Origin of the sequence: Bacterioplanes sanyensis (genome assembly GCF_002237535.1) — a bacterium.
Taxonomy (GTDB): domain Bacteria; phylum Pseudomonadota; class Gammaproteobacteria; order Pseudomonadales; family Oceanobacteraceae; genus Bacterioplanes; species Bacterioplanes sanyensis_A.
In genome coordinates this window covers 539,925-561,391 of the sequence record NZ_CP022530.1, presented here as the reverse complement: position 1 = coordinate 561,391, position 21,467 = coordinate 539,925, and the positions used below count along the sequence as shown (strand labels likewise).

Annotated in this window: 25 protein-coding genes; 8 read left to right on the top strand and 17 right to left on the bottom strand. The window is 53.5% G+C overall.

Annotation, left to right across the window (positions count from 1 at the left end; all coding sequences use genetic code 11):
* Positions 1-149: 149 nt before the first annotated feature.
* Entirely contained in the window at positions 150-866 is a 717-nt protein-coding gene (locus CHH28_RS02525; protein ID WP_094058830.1) for a glutathione S-transferase family protein, read from the bottom strand.
* A gap of 156 nt (positions 867-1,022) precedes the next feature.
* Here CHH28_RS02525 and CHH28_RS02520 point away from each other — a divergent pair, with 156 nt between their 5' ends.
* Complete coding sequence (locus CHH28_RS02520; protein ID WP_199243986.1) at positions 1,023-2,192, top strand: FIST signal transduction protein; 1,170 nt, start codon at positions 1,023-1,025, stop codon at positions 2,190-2,192.
* On the top strand, positions 2,189-3,598 hold the full coding sequence (locus tag CHH28_RS02515; protein ID WP_094058828.1) for a sensor histidine kinase: 1,410 nt from the start codon (positions 2,189-2,191) through the stop codon (positions 3,596-3,598). Before CHH28_RS02520 ends, CHH28_RS02515 begins: the two co-directional genes overlap by 4 nt.
* A 2-nt stretch (positions 3,599-3,600) precedes the next feature.
* Here CHH28_RS02515 and CHH28_RS02510 read toward each other — a convergent pair whose 3' ends face one another.
* From CHH28_RS02510 to ubiE, 10 genes are all read right to left on the bottom strand, one after another.
* Positions 3,601-4,005 (bottom strand): GFA family protein, encoded by a 405-nt coding sequence (locus tag CHH28_RS02510; RefSeq protein WP_094058827.1) that lies wholly within the window; start codon positions 4,003-4,005, stop codon positions 3,601-3,603.
* Between the two features lie 107 nt (positions 4,006-4,112).
* Positions 4,113-4,862 carry a twin-arginine translocase subunit TatC gene (tatC, locus tag CHH28_RS02505; protein ID WP_094058826.1) on the bottom strand — a complete coding sequence of 250 codons (750 nt, stop codon included), beginning with the start codon at positions 4,860-4,862 and terminating at the stop codon, positions 4,113-4,115.
* Positions 4,859-5,269, bottom strand: coding sequence for a Sec-independent protein translocase protein TatB (gene tatB / locus CHH28_RS02500; protein WP_094058825.1), 411 nt, complete (start codon positions 5,267-5,269; stop codon positions 4,859-4,861). Before tatB ends, tatC begins: the two co-directional genes overlap by 4 nt.
* Complete coding sequence (gene tatA, locus CHH28_RS02495) at positions 5,269-5,526, bottom strand: Sec-independent protein translocase subunit TatA (RefSeq protein ID WP_094058824.1); 258 nt, start codon at positions 5,524-5,526, stop codon at positions 5,269-5,271. The genes tatB and tatA overlap by 1 nt, the downstream gene beginning before the upstream one ends.
* A gap of 32 nt (positions 5,527-5,558) precedes the next feature.
* A complete protein-coding gene (locus tag CHH28_RS02490; protein ID WP_094058823.1) occupies positions 5,559-5,891 on the bottom strand; it encodes a histidine triad nucleotide-binding protein in 333 nt (110 codons plus the stop codon).
* A gap of 26 nt (positions 5,892-5,917) precedes the next feature.
* Positions 5,918-6,250, bottom strand: coding sequence for a phosphoribosyl-ATP diphosphatase (locus tag CHH28_RS02485; protein WP_094058822.1), 333 nt, complete (start codon positions 6,248-6,250; stop codon positions 5,918-5,920).
* Positions 6,251-6,288: 38 nt separating this feature from the next.
* Positions 6,289-6,669, bottom strand: a complete 381-nt coding sequence (hisI, locus tag CHH28_RS02480; protein WP_094058821.1) for a phosphoribosyl-AMP cyclohydrolase — start codon at positions 6,667-6,669, stop codon at positions 6,289-6,291.
* A gap of 58 nt (positions 6,670-6,727) precedes the next feature.
* Positions 6,728-8,383 carry a ubiquinone biosynthesis regulatory protein kinase UbiB gene (ubiB, locus tag CHH28_RS02475; protein ID WP_094058820.1) on the bottom strand — a complete coding sequence of 552 codons (1,656 nt, stop codon included), beginning with the start codon at positions 8,381-8,383 and terminating at the stop codon, positions 6,728-6,730.
* 3 nt (positions 8,384-8,386) lie between these two features.
* Positions 8,387-9,004: a ubiquinone biosynthesis accessory factor UbiJ gene (locus CHH28_RS02470; RefSeq protein ID WP_094058819.1), complete on the bottom strand. Its 618-nt coding sequence runs from the start codon at positions 9,002-9,004 to the stop codon at positions 8,387-8,389.
* A complete protein-coding gene (gene ubiE / locus CHH28_RS02465) occupies positions 9,004-9,765 on the bottom strand; it encodes a bifunctional demethylmenaquinone methyltransferase/2-methoxy-6-polyprenyl-1,4-benzoquinol methylase UbiE (protein WP_094058818.1) in 762 nt (253 codons plus the stop codon). Before ubiE ends, CHH28_RS02470 begins: the two co-directional genes overlap by 1 nt.
* Positions 9,766-9,915: 150 nt before the next feature.
* Between ubiE and CHH28_RS02460 the strand changes: the two genes are divergently transcribed.
* A complete protein-coding gene (locus CHH28_RS02460) occupies positions 9,916-10,161 on the top strand; it encodes a hypothetical protein (RefSeq protein ID WP_094058817.1) in 246 nt (81 codons plus the stop codon).
* 281 nt (positions 10,162-10,442) lie between these two features.
* On the opposite strand, the gene CHH28_RS02455 is transcribed toward CHH28_RS02460, so the two are convergent.
* Genes CHH28_RS02455 through CHH28_RS02445 form a run of 4 tightly spaced genes read right to left on the bottom strand, consistent with a single transcriptional unit; the run spans position 10,443 to position 13,189 of the window.
* On the bottom strand, positions 10,443-10,628 hold the full coding sequence (locus CHH28_RS02455; RefSeq protein ID WP_094058816.1) for a hypothetical protein: 186 nt from the start codon (positions 10,626-10,628) through the stop codon (positions 10,443-10,445).
* A gap of 25 nt (positions 10,629-10,653) precedes the next feature.
* Positions 10,654-10,953 (bottom strand): 1-acyl-sn-glycerol-3-phosphate acyltransferase, encoded by a 300-nt coding sequence (locus tag CHH28_RS20445; RefSeq protein ID WP_332881240.1) that lies wholly within the window; start codon positions 10,951-10,953, stop codon positions 10,654-10,656.
* Positions 10,836-12,542: an MFS transporter gene (locus CHH28_RS02450; protein ID WP_332881227.1), complete on the bottom strand. Its 1,707-nt coding sequence runs from the start codon at positions 12,540-12,542 to the stop codon at positions 10,836-10,838. Before CHH28_RS02450 ends, CHH28_RS20445 begins: the two co-directional genes overlap by 118 nt.
* Positions 12,539-13,189 carry a TetR-like C-terminal domain-containing protein gene (locus CHH28_RS02445; RefSeq protein WP_157729734.1) on the bottom strand — a complete coding sequence of 217 codons (651 nt, stop codon included), beginning with the start codon at positions 13,187-13,189 and terminating at the stop codon, positions 12,539-12,541. Before CHH28_RS02445 ends, CHH28_RS02450 begins: the two co-directional genes overlap by 4 nt.
* Before the next feature lie 287 nt (positions 13,190-13,476).
* Here CHH28_RS02445 and CHH28_RS02440 point away from each other — a divergent pair, with 287 nt between their 5' ends.
* On the top strand, positions 13,477-13,950 hold the full coding sequence (locus CHH28_RS02440) for a tRNA-uridine aminocarboxypropyltransferase (protein ID WP_094058814.1): 474 nt from the start codon (positions 13,477-13,479) through the stop codon (positions 13,948-13,950).
* Between the two features lie 172 nt (positions 13,951-14,122).
* Positions 14,123-14,719 carry a DJ-1/PfpI family protein gene (locus CHH28_RS02435; RefSeq protein WP_094058813.1) on the top strand — a complete coding sequence of 199 codons (597 nt, stop codon included), beginning with the start codon at positions 14,123-14,125 and terminating at the stop codon, positions 14,717-14,719.
* A gap of 58 nt (positions 14,720-14,777) precedes the next feature.
* Here CHH28_RS02435 and CHH28_RS02430 read toward each other — a convergent pair whose 3' ends face one another.
* The gene (locus tag CHH28_RS02430; RefSeq protein WP_094058812.1) at positions 14,778-15,677 is read right to left on the bottom strand and encodes a LysR family transcriptional regulator; all 900 of its coding nucleotides are present in this window, start codon (positions 15,675-15,677) and stop codon (positions 14,778-14,780) included.
* 177 nt (positions 15,678-15,854) lie between these two features.
* Here CHH28_RS02430 and CHH28_RS02425 point away from each other — a divergent pair, with 177 nt between their 5' ends.
* A complete protein-coding gene (locus CHH28_RS02425; RefSeq protein WP_332881226.1) occupies positions 15,855-16,394 on the top strand; it encodes an NAD(P)H-dependent oxidoreductase in 540 nt (179 codons plus the stop codon).
* Positions 16,395-16,814: 420 nt separating this feature from the next.
* Here CHH28_RS02425 and CHH28_RS02420 read toward each other — a convergent pair whose 3' ends face one another.
* Entirely contained in the window at positions 16,815-17,615 is an 801-nt protein-coding gene (locus CHH28_RS02420) for a hypothetical protein (RefSeq protein ID WP_094058810.1), read from the bottom strand.
* Positions 17,616-17,833: 218 nt separating this feature from the next.
* Here CHH28_RS02420 and CHH28_RS02415 point away from each other — a divergent pair, with 218 nt between their 5' ends.
* Both CHH28_RS02415 and CHH28_RS02410 read left to right on the top strand, forming a co-directional pair.
* Positions 17,834-18,286, top strand: a complete 453-nt coding sequence (locus CHH28_RS02415) for a GNAT family N-acetyltransferase (protein WP_199243985.1) — start codon at positions 17,834-17,836, stop codon at positions 18,284-18,286.
* Between the two features lie 381 nt (positions 18,287-18,667).
* Positions 18,668-21,451, top strand: coding sequence for a LamG domain-containing protein (locus CHH28_RS02410; RefSeq protein WP_094058809.1), 2,784 nt, complete (start codon positions 18,668-18,670; stop codon positions 21,449-21,451).
* Positions 21,452-21,467: the final 16 nt, after the last annotated feature.

The following is a 21,467-nucleotide window of genomic DNA, read 5'->3' as shown; positions in this document are numbered from 1 at the left end:
TGTTGAAAGTCGCCAAGGCCTAGCACAGGGAGGGCGCAACAGCCCCGAGTGTCCCGACGGTGCATTGGCCTATGGCGTATGGAAGTGGCGCGAATTATGGAGGATGAGCAGCGGAGTCGCCAGTAAAGCGGTCACAAAGCGCGGGCTATTTAGGCGCCCGCGTTAGCCGGCGGCAGAGTCACTTCGTTGACGCGCTCCAGCCACGCGATAATTTCTGGAAAGGGCTCGACAATGGCTTTACCCTCCGGTGTAGCGATGATGGCACTGAGTTGGCTGGCGACGGCAATGTCGGCCAAGGTGAGCTGATAGGCGACCAACCAGCGCTTGCCGCTGAGCCAAGACGCCAGCGACTGGCAGTGACGGCGCAAATCGTGCTCGATCAGTGGCCAGCTTTTGCGCCCAGTACCTTGCACGTAGGCCGTTTTCGCCACCATGCCCGGCGCCAGCAGACGAAACAGAGGCGCCAGTAGCGGATGATCGTCGGCGGTGATTAGCTGCGCCCATTGCGGCGCATTGGCTTTTAGCCCGAAGCGCAAATACACCTCGATAAAATACAAGCTCTCATCGGCCCAATCTTCGAAAAAATGCACCATGGCACGATCTTCCGGCGCATCTGGCAGCAAGGGAATGGTGGGAAAACGCTGATCCAGCTCTTCGATAATATTGGTGGAGTCGGCGATGACCTGACCATTGATGGTCAATACCGGTAGCTTGCCGATGCGGCTAAGACTTTTCACTCGCCCGGTGAGTGTCTGCCACAGGCTGACGTTGTCGATGTCGTAATCCAGCTGCTTGGCACACAGGGCTCGCCGTACTTTTTCGCAAAACGGAGAGATCGGATATTGATACAAGCGAATGTCGGCCATGGTGTGTGTCTCGAAAGGGTCTGGGACCGCTGGTTTGTATGGCTTGGGTGAAAAAGTGTTACAGCAGTTTATCGTTATTCGTATTTGAGTCCAGTCATGACCATCGCTGACGGATCGCTGGCTACACTAACAGGCAAACCATTCGAGGGAACGATCATGCAAATTCGAATCGCCAGCTCCAACGCTCGAGATGCCAGCAGCGCCTGCGATGAAGTGATCCAGACTCTGGCCGATGGCCACTGGAGTCTGATTATTGCCGGCTTCAATACCGAGCACGATGCCAGCTTGCTGCAACAGCGGCTGACGCAGGCATTTGACTGTCCCATCATGGCCGGCTCTTCGTGTTTGGGCGCCTTGGGCATCGAACAACAAACCCAGGCGCAAGCCGGGCTGGTGCTGTGGGCGTTGGCGGATCACAGCGGCAATTATGGCGTGGGTGCGTGCTCTCAAGGCGATGATCCACGACAGGCGGCGCAACAGGCGTTGGAAAAAGCGTTGGCGCAGTCTGGGCGTGAATACGAAAGCCCGGCGCTATTGTGGTGTATTTTGCCGCCGGGTCAGGAAGAATGCGTACTGCAGGGCTTTAGCGATGTGGTGGGGCCCAACGTACCTGTGTTGGGCGGCAGCAGTGCCGATAACGACGTGTCCGGCCAATGGCAGCAGTTTCATCGCCAAGGAGTGGGGGTTGACCTGATTCAGGTGGCGGTGTTTTTCCCATCGGGCAGTGTTGGCGTGTCGTTCAGCTCCGGCTATCAGCCCAGCGGCCAAACCTTAGTCGCTACGCAAGTGGCGGGGCGTCAGCTAATGGAGCTCGATGGCCAGCCCGCAGCACAGCGCTTTAATCAATGCATTGATGGCGCCATTGAGCAACAGCTGGAAGGCGGCAATGTGTTGGCGCTGACCACGCTGCATCCACTGGGGCGGTGCATTCCGATGGCCGATGGCCCGGATGATTATTTGCTCAGCCATCCGGATGCGGTTACTGAGAGCGGCGCGCTGACGCTGTTCTCCGAAGTGGCGCAGGATGAATCGCTGGAGCTGATGACGGGCAGTATCGATGGGCTGGTGAATCGCGCCGGTAAGGTGCTGGAAAATGCCCGTCAGCTGCTGCCGAAAGAGGAAAAACCGGTGGGAGCGTTAATGATTTATTGTGCCGGTTGCATGCTCACCATCGGCGAGCAAGTGCATGCCATGGCGGCTGACGTGCACGCTAATGCAGCGATGCCGATCATGGGCCTCTATACCTTTGGTGAGCAGGGCTGTTTTGTCGACGGCCAAAATCGTCATGGCAACTTAATGATCTCGGCGGTGGTTTTTGGCCAATGACCATTAACAACGAAGAATTACTGGAAGCACTGCGTTTAGAAAGCCGCTTACGCCAGCACGCCGAAGCGAGCATGCGGGAAAGTGAACTCATGCTGACCGGCATGCGCGCAATTTTAGAGGCCAGCACCGGTGAGCAGTTGTACGAGCAGACTCTGGCGCTGTTCGCGCTGCTGATCGACAGTGATCATGCCTTGATCCTGGAGCGGCAAAGCGATGGTTCTTGGATGTGTGTGGCGTCAGATAACGACGGCTGGCTGCAGAAAGTCTGGCAGCACGACAAAGTGTTGCAGCGGGCATTAGAGGGAGAGCCGGCTGCAGTGGTCTCGGCCCGGCGCCAACCGATTTGGTTACCGCACTTAAACGATGACGTTGGCGCGGTATTGTACGGGCCGTTTAGTGGCAATGATCGCGACGACATTCTGGTGTTTGTGCATCACGAAATTGGCTTTTATGTGCAAGAACATGTGCACTTGCTGCAGCGCTATTCACAACTCACGCACCAGGTGCGGTTGAGTTTGGATGCCAAGTTCCAGGCGTTTAAAAGCGATGATCTGGAGCAAGCCAAAGAACGTGCAGAAAAAAGTCTGGTACACGCTGAAAAAATGGTATCGCTGGGCACGCTGGCGGCCGGTGTCGCCCACGAAATCAATAATCCGGTCGGCTTTATCAACAGCAACATGCATTATTTTCGTGAGTTTTCTGAACTCAGTTGTACGTTTGCCCAGAAGGTGCTGCCTTTGTTGCAAAGTATTGCTGACAGCGACTGTGCTCAGCAATCGCAAGCACAGCAGTTGCTGCGTTATATGGCGCGGGAAGAATACTTGGAGCGGTGCGAGGAGCTGGCGGAAGTGGCCGGTGAATGCTCCGATGGGTTAAACCGCATTCGCGAAATTACTGAAGGGCTCAGAACTTTTTCACGTCAGGACGAAGACGTGGGTGAGGAAATCGACGTCAATCAGTGCATTCACACCACACTGCGCATGGTCAATAACGAGTTGAAGTACCACTGCGACGTTGTGCAACAACTTCACCATATCGGCCCGGTGTTGGGAGCGAGTGGCCAACTGACGCAAGTCTTGACCAACTTAATGGTCAACGCCGGTCATGCCATTGAAGGGCGCGGCACGGTGACCATCAGCAGTGGTCGTGAGCAGCGGGATGACACTTGGTACATCTACGTCTCGGTAGAAGACACTGGCAAAGGCATCGCCGCTAAAGATCTGGATCGAATTTTTGATCCATTTTTCACCACCAAAGAAGTGGGCAAAGGCACGGGTTTAGGCTTGGCCATCAGCCACTCCATTATTGAAAAAATGCACGGCCATATTGAGGTGCGCAGCACCTTGGGCAAGGGCACCCGCTTTGTTGTCTGGTTACCGGAAGCCCAGCCGCCAGCAGACCCATAAAACTACTGCCCGTAAAGCTCGGCGATTTGTGCGCTATTGAGGGTGTCGGTGTCATTGCTGAAGCAATAGTAGTCGGGTTTCCTATCGATAAAATACTGCATCACCATAGTGAACTGTTGGCCCGCAAACAGACCAACGGGCAGGCTGTAGCTGTTGTCTTGTTTAAAGCGGCTGTACAAATGAGTGCCACAGTGCTGGCAAAACGCGCGCACTGCCCAGGGCGATGAATCGTACTCTCGAATGGCGTCGCTGCCGGAAAGCTCCACCGCTTGGCCGCAAGGACTCATCATCAGTGGGCCGCCGTTCCATTGCAGGCAGCTGCGGCAGTGGCAGACGGTAAAGTTCGGGTTCAGATCAGCAACGGTCAATTGCACCTTGCCGCATAAGCATTGTGCTTGCGTGGTCATCGTTGGCTCCTCAAAAAACAGCCGTCAGTGTAATGCACCAAGCGAGCAGTGATCGTGAGGGATATCAGGGTAGGTTGAGGCGTGGCTGACGTCAGCAGAATCCGGCGTTAGGCCGGATCCTGCTCATTAGCACTGGCCTCTGGCGCTTTGATCATACGCGCGCACAGCACACCGATTTCAAACAGCAGCCACATAGGCACGGCAAGAATGGTTTGTGAGATGACATCCGGCGGTGTCACTAGCATCCCGACAACGAAGCAACCCACAAAAATGTACGGGCGCTTTTCACTGAGTGATTCCACGGTGGTAATGCCGGTAAGCACCATCAAAAAGGTGGCGATGGGAATCTCAAAGGCGATGCCAAAGGCAAAGAATATTTTCAGAATGAAATTTAAGATGTTGCTGATGTCGGGCAAAAAGGAAATGCCCTCTGGCCCTGCGGCAGTAAAGAACGCAAAGGCGAGCGGCAGTACCACAAAATAGGCAAAGGCAATACCGCTATAGAACAGCACAATACTGGTCACCAGCAGCGGAATGGCGAAGCGCTTTTCATGCTGATACAAACCGGGCGCAATAAACGACCAGATCTGATGCAAAATAAACGGCACCGCCAGCAATACCGCCAGTACCAGAGTCATTTTGAAGGGCACCAAAAACGGCGATGCCACGCCGGTGGCGATCATGTTGCTGCTGTCGGGCAATAAGCTGGACAGCGGTTCCACCAGAATTAAATACAGATCGTTAGCAAAATAGAATAAGCACAAAAACAACACCAGTACGACCAAAATGGATCGTAATAGGCGGTTGCGCAATTCAATCAGGTGGGCAATTAACGGTTGCTCTTGGTCCTGGCTCATGAAGGCTTATCGTCGTGTGCGGCGCGTTTCGGCTCAGCGGATGCCGAAGCGGCAGTGTCGGTGGTCGGCGTCGTTGCTGCTGGTATGCTGGTCGGCGCTGTATTGCTTTGTGCCGTGTTCGTTTGAGTCGGCGCTGGGTTGGCTGGCGTAGCAGCCGTGTTGGCGGTTTTATCCGCCTGCTGCGCGTCATCGTCCAGGAAGGTGGCGTACGGGTCTTTGAGCTTTTCGCGCAGCTCTTCGGTGCGGATCTGCCGCTCCAGATCGTCCTGAATATTATTCAATGAACGGCGGATACGGCCGAGAAACAAACCCGCCGTGCGCGCCGCTTTCGGCAATCGCTCTGGCCCCAACACCAATAGGCCGATGATGGCGATCACCATCAGCTCCAGGAAACCGATATCGAACATTAGCGGTTTTCTTTGTCCTTGGTTTTGCTGAAGTCGGCGTCTTGCACCGTGTCGTCATCTTTAGGCAAGGTTTTCAGCGGATCGCTGTCTTTGCTGTCGGCGTCGTTTTTTGCTTCGTCGTCGTTCATGGCTTTCTTAAAGCCTTTGACCGCACCGCCGAGATCGCCGCCGAGGCTGCGCAGTTTTTTGGTGCCAAAGATCATGATGACAATGGCCAGCACGATTAGAAGTTGCCAGATACTGATACCGCCGAGCATGGTTTACCTCATTGAACTATTAACGTCGTGACTCAAAAACCGGGCAGGTTTGCACCGCCCAGTATATGAAAATGCATGTGAAACACGTCCTGGCCGCCTTCAACACCAGTATTGGTGATGGTGCGAAAGCCGTTCAGCTGCTGCTGCCGCGCAATCACCGGCAGTTTCAACAGCAGCTGTCCCATCAGTGCGGCATCGGCCTCGGTCAGATGGTTCAGGTTGTCGATGTGCCGCTTCGGAATCACCAATAAGTGGGTGTCTGCTTTGGGATTGATGTCGTGAAAGGCCAGCAATTGGTCGTCTTCATAGGCGACGCGTGCGGGTATTTCTCCGGCAACAATTTTGCAAAACAGGCAATCGCTCATGCGGTTTCCTCCTAACTGAACTCAGATCATTTGGGCTGGCGTGAGGCCTTTTCTTCCAAACCTGAGATATCAAAGCGGCGCGCCAGCTCCTGCAGCACGGCTTCTGGGCGCTCGCCCAGCTGCGCCAAAGCGACTAGTGAATGAAACCACAAATCGGCGGTTTCATACACAACGTCGCGGTTGTCACCACTGTGCTCTGCGTCTTTGGCCGCCAGTATGGTCTCGGTTGCCTCTTCGCCGACTTTTTCCAGTATCTTATTCAGCCCTTTGTGGTACAAGCTGGCCACATAAGACGAGTCTGCGTCGGCGTTTTTACGTTGCTCCAGGATATCACCCAGAGCCGAGAGAATATCACTCATGGCTGTTTCAGTTTCATTAATAACGGGTCAATGGACGGTTAGTAGATGTCTTTGGGGTCTTTGATGACTTCGTCTACGGTGCGCCAGGCGTCGTTGTCGTACACCCGATAGAAACAGCTTTCACGGCCGGTATGGCAAGCGATGCCGCCGATCTGTTCCACTTGCAGCACGATGACGTCAGCATCGCAGTCGAGGCGCACTTCGTGCAGCTTTTGCACATGGCCGGAGCTTTCGCCTTTGCGCCACAGTTGTTGGCGTGAGCGCGAGTAGTAGATCGCGCGCTGCTCTTTGACGGTCAGCAGCAGTGCTTCGCGATTCATCCACGCCATCATCAAGACGCGACCGCTTTGGTGATCCTGAGCGATGGCGGGCACTAACCCCTGCTCATCCCACTTTACGTCATTCAGCCAGTTGCCCATAGCGTTCCCCTTTTCGAGTCGGCGCAGCATACCGCAGTGCTGCAGGGGGGAAAAGCATTCAGGCTTTGATCACCAGCCAGATCATGCCCGCCGCGGCGACAGACAGGCCGAGCAAATCAGGTACGCCAAAATACATGGCTTGCCACCATAAAAAGCCACCGCTGATAAAGGTGGTGGTGCCCAGTGCTTGGTGGCGGCGTTGCTGACGTTGCTGCTGCATGTCCTCACGCAGGGCCGCCAGTTCGTGTTGCAGGGCTTGTTGTTGCTCGTCCATATGGTTTAAGCGACTAAGCGCACCGTGTACCAGCCCAGGAATTTGCGGCCCCTTTTCGATCCAGCCGGGCAGTTGGCGTTTGAGCTCGCGCCAGGCCGCCTTCGGGCCAAAGCGATCGCGCATCCAGCGCTCCAGAAAGGGCTTGGCGGTGGTCCATAAATCCAGCTGTGGGTACAGCTGGCGGCCCAAGCCTTCGATATTGAGCAGAGTCTTCTGCAACAACACCAACTGTGGCTGTACTTCCATATTGAAGCGCCGGGCGGTGCTGAATAGTTGGATCAGCACTTGGCCAAAGGAAATCTCGGCCAGCGGTTTGTCGAAGATGGGTTCACAGACACTGCGAATGGCGGCGGCAAACTCGTGCACCTTGGTGCTCGGCGGCACCCAGCCGGAGTCAATGTGCAGCTGTGCGACCTGATGATAATCCTGATTGAAAAAGGCCAGCAGGTTCATTGCTAGGTAGTTTTGATCTTCTTCTGTCAGGCTGCCGACAATGCCGCAGTCGATGGCGATGTACTGCGGTTGATCCGGGTGCTGGCGTGATACAAAGATGTTGCCCGGGTGCATGTCGGCATGGAAAAAGCTGTCACGGAATACTTGGGTAAAGAAGATTTCCACGCCACGCTCGGCCAGCCGTTTCATGTCGGTATTTTGCGCATGCAAGGCAGCTACGTCGGCCACTGGAATGCCATAAATGCGCTCGCTGACCATCACCTTGCTGCGGGTAAACTCCCAATACACATCCGGCATGTACAACAGTTCAGAGCCGTTGAAATTGCGCTTTAGCTGGGTGGCATTGGAGGCCTCGATTTGCAAATCCAACTCGCCATAAATGGTGTGGCGGTAATCTTCCACCACTTCCAGCGGCTTGAGTCGCCGGCCATCGGCGGAATACTTGACCAACAAGCGCGCCATGGTTTCCAGCAACTGCAAATCGCGCTCAATGGTGTTTTCAATGCCGGGGCGCACCACCTTGACCACCACCTCCTGACCGCTGTCGTGAGCCACTTGTGGATGTAAACGGGCAGCGTGAACTTGCGCGATGGATGCCGACGCCAGTGGCTTGGAAGAGAATTCGGCAAACAATTCACTGACAGGTCGGCCCAGCTGGTCTTCGATCAAAGCAATGGCTTGGGCTTCGGCAAAGGGTGGTACATCGTCTTGCAGACGGCGCAGTTCGGCGACGATATCGTCGGGAATCAGATCTGGGCGGGTCGAGAGAATCTGGCCAAATTTGACGAAGATCGGTCCCAGAGACTCCAGCGCCAGGCGCAGGCGTTCACCGCGGCTGAGTTTGGACGGTACTGGGTTTAATCGCCATGGCGCGAGCCACAATAACAAGCGCAGTGACAGCGGCATTTGCTGCAGTGGTACTAGGCTATCGAGCCGGTATTTGGTGAAAACAAACAGAATTTTCCACAGGCGCCACCAGTTGGCCATACATCAGTCCTTCATGCGCTGTTGTTCTAACAGCTGTAAGCGTGCCGCCAGGCGGTCGGTGGCCAGATGCAGCTGATCGACTTGCTCGGCATAGATGTCCAGTTCTTGCGTGTGCACCACGGCGCCGGTTTCATCTTGCAGGTAATCGCGCACGGCAATGCGGTTGGTGGCGGCGGTGTCGCTCCCCCAACGCAGCAAACCGCGTACTTGCTTGCCCAATTGATGCGCCAGTATGCCGCCTGTCATTGGGCTGATGAGCGCCTCCCAGTCGATATCGAGCCGGTTGGCAATGCGCGACAGCGCCAGCACCAGCTCGGTGTCGCCGCCTAAGTCGATGTCGCTGCGAATCAAGGCGTTGGCTTTGTCGTTGCTGCTGGCCAGCTGAATGAAGTCGGTAAGGCGGCCGTGCAAACTGGCGTTGGCCATATCTGCCACCGGCGATAGGGTGATGCCGTGATCAAACAAGCGAATGCCGACGGTAATCGGCAGCTCAGCAATGTGCAGCGCGATCAACTGTCCTTGCAGCGGCGCCAGCGACGCCAGCGTTGCGGGGTCGTGGCGCAACAGGGTATTGATGGCGTGCTCGGCGGGCACCAGCGCCGCCTGCCAGACACTGCTCATCAGGGTTTAATACCGCGATGCAGAGCGACCACGCCGCTGGTCATATTGTGGTAGCTGCAACGCACCAGACCGGCTTCTTCCATCATGCCTTTTAAGGTTTCCTGATCTGGGTGCATGCGAATCGATTCCGCCAGATATTGATAACTGTCGCTGTCACCCGCCACCAGTTTGCCCATCACCGGCAGAGCAGAAAAAGAATACAAGTCGTAGGCTTTGCTCATCAGCGGGTTGGTTGGCTTGGAGAATTCCAACACCAGCAAACGGCCACCGGGCTTTAATACGCGGGTCATGGAGCGCAAGGCCGCGTCTTTGTCGGTGACATTACGCAGGCCAAAGGCGATGGTAATAACGTCGAAGCTGTTGTCGTCAAACGGCAGGCATTCGGCATTGGCTTGCACGTATTCAATATTGCCCACGTAACCTTGGTCGGTCAGGCGATCACGGCCGACGTTCAGCATCGACGAGTTGATGTCCGCCAGTACCACACGGCCGCTGGGGCCAACGATGCGGGAGAACTTCTTGGTCAGATCGCCGGTGCCGCCGGCCAAATCCAATACGCTGTTGCCCGGGCGCACGCCGCTCATGTCGATGGTAAAGCGCTTCCACAAACGGTGCACACCAAACGACATCAGATCGTTCATCAGATCGTATTTGCTGGCCACCGAATGGAACACATCCGCCACCATGGCCTGCTTTTTATCGGCTTCGATGGTCTGGTAGCCAAAGTGAGTCGTATCGTCTTTGGGGTGCTGCTCTGACATCTGGGCGCTCCGCTGTATTCGGCAAGGGCAAAAGAGGCTGGCATTTTACCGGCCTCGCTGGCGAAAGTCTTGCGCTGCGGCAGCTTTGGACCTGTGCACAGACACATGCCCCGGTATGCTCTCGTTATCACAACAAACAGAGGGAAACCTATGCTGGCATGGGTAAAGGCGGGCACACTGGTATTTTGGGGCCTCGCGCTCACGGCGTGGCTACTGAACTGGTCTGGCTTATTGGCGTGGCTGCCAGCAGCTGCGCTGTTAATCGCAGCGATTCACGCGCTGGAAGTGGCGTATTTTTGGCTGCGGCTAAAACAGCACAGCCCGGAGCCAGAAAAAGATGCGTTGCATATTCTGGTGTTTGGCGTATTTCACATGCAGCGTTTTATGCGTACCTAGGGAACACGATTTCGATCACGCTGCTATGAGCTGAACACCCCTCAATCAAGGCGCGAAGATGGACGTTTAATGCGGTAAATGAAGGATGAGCAGCACAGGTTGAGGGGACAGGCATGCCCCGAAGGGCTGGCATCGGGTCTTCCCTGAGTCGCGTTATTCGTTGCTTATTTGACCCGTTAAACTACACGCCGCATGCCTCAATCAAGGAAAACGGGCTTGCAGCAGCAAAGAGCTAAACAGTGTTAACAGGCCCTTAGTTGCCTATGCGCTACAGCCGCCCGTCATTCGCTGTGCTGCAGCTGCTGGCGACGTTTTTCATCGGCGTCTTGCAATAGGACTTCCACTTGTTTGGCTTTTTCCAGCGCCTCGTGCTGGCCTTTGAGCAGGTCGGTGTTTTCCTGCTCCTCTGTGGCTGGGCTGCAGGCGCTAATGGCCAAGGCTGTGAATAACGTTGCGATGGCTTTCATACGGCTCTCCTTAAAAAAACAGAGTTTAGGCCGGTTGTTTGGCCTGTGCTGCCAACGCCAACACAGTTTCACGCAGTGCCTCGGCTTTCACGTGCTCGGGTAAAATCGCGGGCCCAGCTTGCAAGTCAACTTTCGACCAAAAGCGTTTTGGCCGTGTGGTTAAAGCATGGCCATCTTTGTGGCTGAAAAAACTGCCCCACAGGCCGGTTAAAGCCATGGGCACCACAGGCACCGGAGTTTCTGCGACGATGCGCTCAATACCTTGTTTAAACTGGTCGATGTCGCCATCTTTGGTGAGCTTACCCTCGGGGAAAATACATACCAGCTCGCCGGCGTCGAGTTCTTCCTTGATGCGTTCGAACGCTCGCTTATACGTTGCTGCATCGGCTTTGGGGAGCAAATAGGAATGGTCTTGGCGAGTTTAAAAAAGGTTTTCAGGCCCGGCATTTGCGAAATACTTTTATCCATCACAAAGCGAATGGGGCGCTGATAGGTGCCTGCAATCAACAACGCATCCACATAGCTGACGTGATTGCACACCAACACGGCCGGGCCATGTTCTGGAATATTGTCCAGCCCCCTGTGACTGACGCGATACAGGGTATGGCTCAGCAGCCATATCGTAAAGCGCAGCGCAAACTCGGGGACACGGGTATAAACATAAATGGCCACCACGATGTTCATCAGTGCCAGAATCAGAAAATAGTCGGCAATCGACAGTTGCATGACTCCCAATAACAGCATGCCTGCCACTGCACTTACCACCATAAATAGAGCATTCAATACGTTGTTGGCGGCGATAATTTGCGCACGATTTTTATCATCGCTGCGTTGTTGGATGAGCGCTTGCAGTGGCACCACAAATAAGCCGCCAAATGCACTGACCAAAGCAATATCGATCATCAGGCGCCAGTTGCTGGCGTGGCTGATAAATTCCAGCGCAGACATGCTTTGCACCACATGAAGTTGATCGACGGCAAACCACAAATCAATACCAAATATACTCATTCCCAGTGAGCCTATGGGCACAATGCCCAGCTCTACCTTGTGTCCCGACAGGCGTTCACACAATAAGGAACCGCCGGCCACCCCGAGGGAGAACAAAGTCAGTAGAATGGTCACCAGCTGAGTGGAGCCACCCAGGTAGTCCTTAGAAAAATTGGGAAACTGTGTCAGGTAGCTGGCACCCATAAACCAGAACCAGCTGATGGCGACAATGGCTAAAAAAACCGCCCGATTCTGGCGCGCTTGTTTGAGCGTATTGAGCAGCTCAGTGAACGGATTCCAATTGATAACTAAGCCCGGATCATTGGCCGGTGCTGTGGGGATAAACTGGCTAGCGCCCACGCCCAACAACGCAAACAGCACCACGCCTGCAGCGAGCCATATTTCTTTGTTATTGAAATCAAACAACAACCCGGCACCTATGGTGCCTGCGAGAATAGCGACAAAGGTGCCCATTTCCACCAAGGCATTGCCGCCCACTAACTCATCCTGTTTAAGGTGTTGTGGCAACAGGGCAAACTTGACCGGCCCAAAAATAGCCGACTGTAGGCCCATTAAAAACAGCAGTGCCATCATGCCCCAAACGTTACCGCTAATGATGCACCAGGCCGCCAACAGCATAATGACCAGCTCTAAGCGTTTGACCCAGCGAATTAATAACGACTTTTCGGTTCTATCGGCAATTTGTCCGGCAATGGGCGAAAACAAAAAGAACGGCAAAATAAAGATGCCCGCAGCCAGGTTCGTCAGTAAGGCGCTGTTGTCCTGGCTAGCAATGCCGCCGAAGGCAATTAACAGCAGCAGCGCATTCTTGTATAGGTTGTCGTTAAAGGCCCCCAGCGCTTGGGTAATAAAGTAAGGCAAGAATCGCCGTTGCCCCAACAGGGTAAATTGACCGTGTTCATTCATGCGTTGCTCTCCCTATGCGTAGATTGCTGAGTCTGACACCAAGCGGTGACGTAATGATGAACCAGCGATTGCATCATGCTGGGGCCATCTTGCGGATTGTCCGAAAATAACTTTTCACTCAGTGCCAAAGTACAAATGCCATGCACGGCGGCCCATAGCGTTCGGGCTGTGTGTTGGCATTCGGCTGAGCTTGCCTGAGGTGCACAAGCTGATAAGGCACCTTCTAACACGGCAAATAAGTCATTGATACGCTGTTGCTGCCACAACGGCAGCGACTGTTCGGCTGGCAGGCGATGATCAAACAACAGCTGCCATTGATAGCGGTGTTGCTGTGCGAAGTCGAGGTAACTGTGCGCCAACGCCAGCAGTTGTGTGATGGCCTGCTGCGGCTGAGCTTGATCAACATCGGGTGTTTGCTGCAACGGCAACGCAGCGGCCAGCTGATCCAAAGTGCGCGCATTAACGCTGAGCAGCAGGTAGTCATAGCTGCCAAATACATTGATCAAGGTGCCTGGAGAGTAGCCAATCTTTTGTGCCAACTTTCTTAGGCTCATATCACCCAGAGGGCCGAGCTGTAAGTGCGCGAGCAAGGCGTCGAGGGCCAGCGAACGAATTTGCTCATGGGTGTGATCCTTGCGGCGTGGCATCTTTGACATGGCTCCTGACGATAAGCTGGTTTACAACTATAGTGAACGGTGTTCATAATGCAATCTGTTTTTTGAACACCGTTCAAATCAACTGACTCCAACTGCAACCGGGGGTGCTATGCGCATAACACGTCTATTGAGATATTGGCCCAGCGTCACCGCAGCGGGGGCGGGTGGTGCGCTTTTGTGCGGCCATCTTTGGTTGGCAGGTCTCCTGGTACTGGGGCTGGGAGCACATGGCTGGCGCCGCTTTCGGGGAATGATGAGCTGAGTGTAGCGATGAGCAGATGAACATTATTTTACTGACCCACAGCCGAGAGCTGGACAAAACCAGTAATACGGGCACGCTAGTAAGAAGCGTACTGGCTGAGCGCGCACGGCTGGTGGTGTGGCGGCGAACGCAGCCAGATCCTTGGTTGCTTGAGCGCATCGAGCAGGGGAAGGTGGCACTGCTGTACCCTGGAAAAGGCAGCCAGCCGTTGGCAGCGGCGACAGCGTATGACAGTTACATTCTATTAGACGGGACCTGGCAAGAGGCTAGAAAAATGTTCAATCGCAGCCCGTATTTGCAGGGGTTGGATAAAGTCGCCATCACCTCAGAGAAAGCCTCGATATTTCAACTAAGGCGCAATCAAACGCCCGGCGGTTTGTGCACCGCAGAGAGTGTTATTGAATTATTGATGGCCCAAGATGAAATCGTACTGGCAGAACAACTGCAGCAGAAGCTACAAAATTTTATTGAGCAACACACCAACCGTTAAGCCGCACAGGCCTTGTTTGCTCTTTTTAGTCCAATTGTTTCCGTGGGGCATCGCTTCTACTGAACCAAAGTCAGCTGCCATCACTCGGCAGAGATCACTTTTCCTACATTTGCTTGCCCGATGAGTTTCAGGCAGGCTTTGCCGCCGAGAATTATCAACAGGACGTTATTGCATGAAGCAACGCTCAAAGAAGACATTGGTTGTTTTATATCCAGGCTGTATCGAGTTTGAAATTAAGCTGGTATTAGAACTGGTCAGTCGGATCAGTGACGTCTGTGTCGCTGCCCCATCAACCGCGGCGCTCGCTGGAAGCAGCGGTTTAACTTATGTGCCAGATGTCAGTTATCAGGATGCGCTGAGCGAGCAGTTTGATTGTGTGTTAATCCCTGGCGGCAATGTTTCCGAGGTAATCGAGTTACCAGAACTGCATCAACTGCTGCGGCAAGCGGACAACAATGGCGCAGTGATGGCCGCTATTTGCTCCGGCCCGATTTTGCTTGCTATCAGTGGGGTGCTGGTCAATAAGCGTCATGTCAATTTGAGTCGATATCCAAAGGAGATGGAGTCCATTTGGGATGGCAGTCGGTTTGAAAAATCTCCCGTGGTCATCGATGGCAGCATTATTACCGCTTTGCCGGAAGCACACATCGACTTTGGCGTGGCAGTAGCTTCGGCAATGGGCGTTTTTGCCGATGAGCAAGAAGCTTTGCAGGTTGGAAATTACTACAAAGGCCTCCATAAGCGAGACTGGTCCTTGCTAGGTCGTTGATGTTATCGGCCTAGAACCAGACGTCGACCGACTATGTATACCGGTGCGAAATGGCTATTTATGACAGTGCCTCGGCAACATAATCAATAAAACTGCGCACCTTGGCCGACATGTGTTTGCGGCTTGGATAAATCAAATAAATATCAATCGGAATGGTTTGATAATCGGTAAACAGCTCAACCAATTTGCCACTTTGCAACTGATCATCGAGCACAAATTCTGGCATGCGAGCGATGCCCAAGCCCGCACAACACATGGCCAGTTCCACTTCTGAGCTATTAATGCTCATGCGGCTATTCACCTCAACTTCAATGTCCATGCCGTATTGGTTTTTGTACTGCCACAAGCGCGGGTATTTTAAATTGCTGTAGGTTAAGCAGTGATGCTGGCGCAGTTCGTTGGGGTGCTGTGGTGTGCCTTGTTTGGCCAAATAGCTGGGCGCGGCGACGGTGACCGATCGCGAGTGCATGATGCAACGGCTGATCAGGCTGGAATCCTCGAGCTGTGACGTGGCGCGAATAACAATATCAAAACCATCGGCAATCACGTCGACTTTGCGATTGTTCATATCGACGTCCAGCGTAACCTCTGGGTGCTGGCACAAATACCCAGCGAACAGCGGTTGCAAACGTGTGATGCCAAGGCTGTATGGGCAGCTGATTTTTAAGTTGCCGCTGGGCTGTTGTTGTAAGCCCAGCAATGCCTGCTGCACTTCATTCGCATCGGTCAGGATTTGCTGGCAGCGCTGATAAAACAATTCACCCTCAGCCGTCAGATGCTGGGTGCGGGTGGTGCGATTCATTAAGCGCACGCCCAAACGCTGCTCCAGACGGTGGATTTCCTTACTGATATAGGAGGTGGAATGGCCGGTGTGATCGGCGGCGCGGGTAAAGCTGCCAGCATTGACCACCTCGGCAAAGATCACCATGCCGTCCAGCAGATCGGTGTTATAGCTCATCAGGTGCTCTCGCTTTAGGCCAGTTGCTAACCCGGCAACGGGTTATTCGAAGTCATTTGGAAATAATAAATCCCTAAAGGTGATATTAATCACGAATGACTCCGGCTGTATAGTGGCTTCATCATTTGAACGGCAGCGTGAGTTGCCTCAAACCTGAACAGATCGTCGAGGAGAGCAATGATGAAAGTACTGGCGTTTGCAGCAACCAACAGCAAAGCATCTATCAACAAACAGCTTGTCAGCCACGCGGGGCAGCTCCTACAGGCTAATACCGGGGCGCAGGTAGAGCTGTTGGACTTAAACGATTTTGAAATGCCCATTTACAGCGTCGATCGCGAAGCCGAGCACGGCATCCCTGAGCCGGCGCAGGCGTTTTTTGATCGAATCAGCGCCGCCGATGCCTTGCTGATCTCGTTTGCTGAGTTCAACGGTAATTACACCTCGGCCTACAAGAACCTGTTTGATTGGGCCTCACGCATTGATCAAAAGGTTTATCAGAATAAACCCACTGTGCTGCTGGCAACCTCGCCCGGCGCTGGCGGTGCACAAAGTGTGCTGGGCATTGCAGCAGGCTCCGCGCCATATTTTGCCATGGAGGTGAAGGCTCAGCTGTCGGTGCCCAGCTTTTACGACAACTTCGATCAGCAAGCCGGCGAGCTCAACAACGACGAGTTGGCAGCACAGCTGAAAACGGCGTTGGCCAGCCTGCACGGTTAATGGTATCCGGTAGCGCCATTGTCTCAGAGCGCTGCCATGATATCTCGCGTAAACCAAACAGCCGTTTGCCTTCTTTGAGGAACCTTGCCCATCATGCGGGCGGGCGAAGTGCTGTCTCGCCGTTCAAAATGGCTGCTTGATTTATGCTTTGAAAGTAGAGGAAATTCGATACGGCGATAACTCGCCTGCCTACGCACGGGCTTGAATGCTAAGGAGGCGCACCCCTTGCCGATCCCGCTCCTGACCAAGATGATGTAACCAGAGCTGCTGATAGTTTTGCTGATTCAGCGAGTAAGCTGAGCGAAAATTCTAATGTCGTTTTTGGGCTCAGTCCTGCCGAAAATAAACGCCTTACGGCGTTTATTAGCCTGCTAACATGCTGTCGAAACGACTGGCCGGTAGTTAGTAGGCTTAGGCGTTTTATCCGCCGTTGGCAGCCACGCAATCAACGCCGGTGAAATCAGCAACGCCTTTGCACACTTCCAATAACGTCATATCACCGTTGGTATCCCAGTGAGTAATGGAAATTGGATAGTCGCTTTGGCTGGTTAAACTTTCTAGCACCGTTTTGCCGCTGCGATCAGACTCAATGCGCGTTTCTACCGTGGAGGACAGTTGCCCCTCGTTATAAATGAGCTGCAATGAGCGATCGACAGAGGCTTGGTATTCACTTTCCAGCGTGCCGTTGGCTTCGCTGAACTGTTTCATCACTAAGTCACAGTTCGTTTTTTGCTCAATCTCTTGGGTGGTGCGCTGCTGATATTCGACGCCATCATTGTCGATGCCCGTTTGACTGATGGTCCATTTTTCACCGTCACTGCTTTGGCTGTAGACGATGGTACGGGTTAAACGGTCACGAATGATGGTCCATTGTGGCCCTGGGTGCAAAATACCCTCTTCGCTGTTTAATATGCCCAGTACTAAACCGCCGCTGGCCAGGGAAAAGTAGTTCTCTGGATCAAAACCACCTGGGCTAGAGCCTCCATCGCTATTGAGGGCATAGGGCCTGCCAGGGTACTCTGGCAACGGCTGAGGTAGCCCCTGAGACTTGTCCAAACTGCAGTCGATGGCTTGGGCATTGTTGCCGGCATTTGGGGTGCCGCCGTTATCGACCACCGCCCCCGAGTCGTCAGCCGTAGTGTCGGTATTGCTGCTTGAACCACCGGACGAACCGCCGCAAGCAGCCAACGACACTATAACGGGAAACAATAACGAACGCATATTTCACTCTCCATGGAAAACTGCCATCAGACTACACACTTTCCATAATGAGCGTATGGTTATTGTGACGGTTTGTGACCTCTGTTGGATTTTCACTTAGCAGTGTTTTAGCGGTTTCTTGCGCCTCGTCGTGTTGAGTATTTATGTGTTGATAGCCCCAAAATGATGTTAGTGTTTTCCTGTTTTTTGTTGGAAATCATGAGGTGTAAGTGGTGGTTGTGAGAAAAGCGAAGGCTTATGAATTGGACGTCATCTACTCCATTGGTTTTGATTCATGGAATGATGGTCTCTCGTATGAGGAATATTTGGTCGACTGTCGTGAAAGCGAGAAGTATAAGTCAGGAACTTGGTATGTCTTGGTCAGCAATGAACGACTGTGTTCGTCTCTGATTGTTTATCAACATATGTTTGGTCTTGAAGATGGTTGTTATGGTATCGGTTCAGTGGCTACTGATAATGACCTTCGTGGACAAGGCTATGCTACTCACCTAGTTGATGGTGTAAGATCAGAGCTGTTTTCCAAACACAATGCTAAGGCGATATTTTTACATAGCGATATCGACCATGGTTTTTATCGCAGACTGGGTTTCGAAACAATTTCTGGCTCCGATTGTATGCTTTTATCAAGCGACGATTTTGATTTCGATGGTTCTATCCCGGACTACTTTTAGTATTACTCCCGCCTTCGATGAAGTGCTCTCAGTGCCTGTGCCCTTTTGTATTTACGGTGTGCATCGAGTTCAGTTAAATCCGCATGTTACGTCTATTGTGACTATCCGTGACCTCTACTGGAACGCCCACTGTTAGGCGTGCGATGCTGTTCTGTCACTGCAGTAACTTATTCTGCTGCCAGCACCAGTGGCAGTTAACGTGGTTGTACTTGAGGCTATGATCTGCGCCCTTTATTACCCACTTCAGTACTAAACAGAAAGATTAAATATTTGTAATACTCACGCCAGCTAGGTGTTATCGCAGCGCGCTATGGTATGCGGGCGGGCTGGAACCTGGCGTCTCCAGAATCGCTATTCTGATTCAGTTACTCTGGAGGTTGTATGACCCTGTCGTCTTATTCTTTACCGGCCATTCTTGCCACGTCGTTACTGGTTGCCTGTGGCGGTTCGTCCGGCGGCTCTTCCACCGACCCGGATACGGCGGTTACGCCGCCCGATAACACCACCCAGCCGGACACTCAGCCAGAGCCATCTGCTCCACCTGTGTCTGCGGGTGGCGACTTCTTCGCTTATTACACTCGTTTGTCTACGGCCACGGCCTCCGATCTGAGTGCTGGCCCTTATGCCGATATCGTCGTCAATCTTGGCCAGCAAGGGCAGCTGATTTTCTCGCGCGCCAGCAGCTATCGGCCGGTTTGGCATTTCGACGGCCAGCAACAGGCGGTAGAACAATTGGCCGACATTCAAGCGGCGAGCGAGTTGCAGTTTGATGGCAACCAAGGCTTTGCCTATGCGCGCATTATTGAACAATCTGCCGATGAGGTGCTGGTGCACTGGCGCTACCTGAAACGCCCGCAGGCTGACCAGGCGCGTAATCCAACGGCGGTGGTACATGAGCTGTATCGCATACGCGCAACCGGTGAAGTGACTCGTACCTATCGCCCGGGCACCGATAGCATTGATGACTGGCACAATCGCAGCGGCGCTAAAATGCAGCAATTGCAACTGACGACGAGCGGCATTGAATTAGTCATGAATAAGGAGCTGGCGGTGGCCAGCCCAGTCACAGTGCCTGCGAACCCTCTGTTAACTCTGTCGCCTGGCGATCAGCTGCTCGCACATTGGCGCTTTGATGAGCTGCAGGGCACCAGTGCCAACGACAGCCAAGGCGCTGCGCACGCGAGTATCGACTCCCACGGTGGCCATTGGCATGCGGGCGTGTCGGCAGGGGCCTTGCTGCTCGACGGGTATCGCACCCAGGCGCAGGTGAATGGCAATGCGCTGAATAATTTAAATTCAGAATTCAGCGTGCAAGCCTGGCTGAATTTGGCAGCATTGCCGTGGAATACCGCTCCGATTTTGCATCGCTCACAGCAATTTGGGCAGCAGGGTTTTTATTTTGGCGTCGGAGCCGATGGAAAATTGCTGGTGACCTTGAACGGTCAGACAGTGCAATCTGGCCAAGCCATCACTCGACAGCAGTGGGCCCAAGTGGCAGTCAGTGTGGGGCAAGATATTGTGCTCTACATCAACGGCAATGAGGCCGCACGCGCTGTGCGCCAAGCGGATGTACAAATGCCCAATACCCCGTGGTTAATGGGGCTCAACAATATCGCACTGGCGGCCAGCGACGGTGTGCGCGCGGATGATTTGGACGAGTACCATCACTTTTCCAGTATTTTCGGTCTGGAAGGATTGCTGGACGAAGTGACGGTGCACAATGCAGCGCTATCGCCGGCGGCCATGGCAGATGCCTATCAGTCTGTGCAGCAACAGGGCTTGGCACAATTACCACACCAACCCAAACCACGTGCCTTGCCCGATGTAAATGTCTTGCCACAGCAGTTTGGTGCTAGTCATACGCGTTTGGATTTTCACCCACAGTGGGACAACTTATGGCGTGTACCGGAATATGAAGACATCGTCGTGCGCTTTGATGACAAGCCCGTCAGCTATGTTTATTGGCGCGGCACATCACATGGCATGAACTTGGTGACAGACAATTACTGGATGTCCGACCAAAGCGTCGAAATGATTATTCCGGATTTAACCGACCCAGAAAATGACGGTGTTCCTTTTAACAATATTGTCACGCTGGCTGAACATATGTCGGATAAAGCAGCCTTGCGCACTCACGTTCGGCTGATTGAAAACTCCGCTGCGCGGGTCAAAGTGCATTGGCGTTACGCCGCAGCGGATGTATTTGGCACTCCGATTTTAGACAATGCCTTTATCGACGAAGTACACACCATTTATCCCGATGGCATTGCTATTCGCAGTGTGTTTTATCATCCCGCAGCCAACAGCGATGAAGGCCCAGCGCCAGGAGTCGTGTTTTATCAAGATTTCCAATGGCTGGCAGGTCCGGGGCAGCGCGCTGAGCAATTTATGCATCGCAATGCGGTGTCGTTGGCAGAGCTGTCGGGGTCGGCAAAAGATTTAATCTACCCCTATGAGTATCAGGATGATGAAGAGGGTCAGAGCATTCCTGAAGTCGGACAGATCGCTGTGTTAAACAGCAAAACCCCATGGAAAGTATTTGGCATTGCACAAGGCAATACGTTTTATCCGTCGGGCAATGATGAACGCTCTTCGCACATCAGTTATGAAGGCAGCGATTTCCCTTTTGCCGGCCCTTGGAACCATTGGCCCGTCGCACAAATACCGTCTGACGGTCGTTTTGCTCGCGACTATGACCGCGTTTCTCATTTTGCTTTAGGCGTATTGGAAGCCTTTAACTACGGCAGTGGCTCGATGATGTACGGCTTTACCGAATCAGACGCCAATGCTTTGGGTGACCCAACGGCGTTGCAAGCGTTGGCGAAATCCTGGCATCAGCCAGCCACCGTGCAGGTAGTGAGCGGTGTGCAGTCTGGCTCGGTCCGTTACAACAAAAACGAGCGCGCATTTGAAATGCAATATGGCTCGGGTAGTGAGGTGCAGCTGCAATTTCAAGCCTCGACAGAGCAGCCATTATGGAACCCAGCGTTGGTGATCAAACGTTGGCCCAACAGTTCCCTGCCAGCGGTGTCGGTCAATGGTGCCATCGCGAATGATGCACGCATGGCCATACAGCGCGATACCGATGGCCATCGCATGTTGGTGCTGTATCTGCCAGGGCAGTACACCAATACCACCGAACTCAGCTTATCGACGACACAATAATGGTGACATTTTCCGC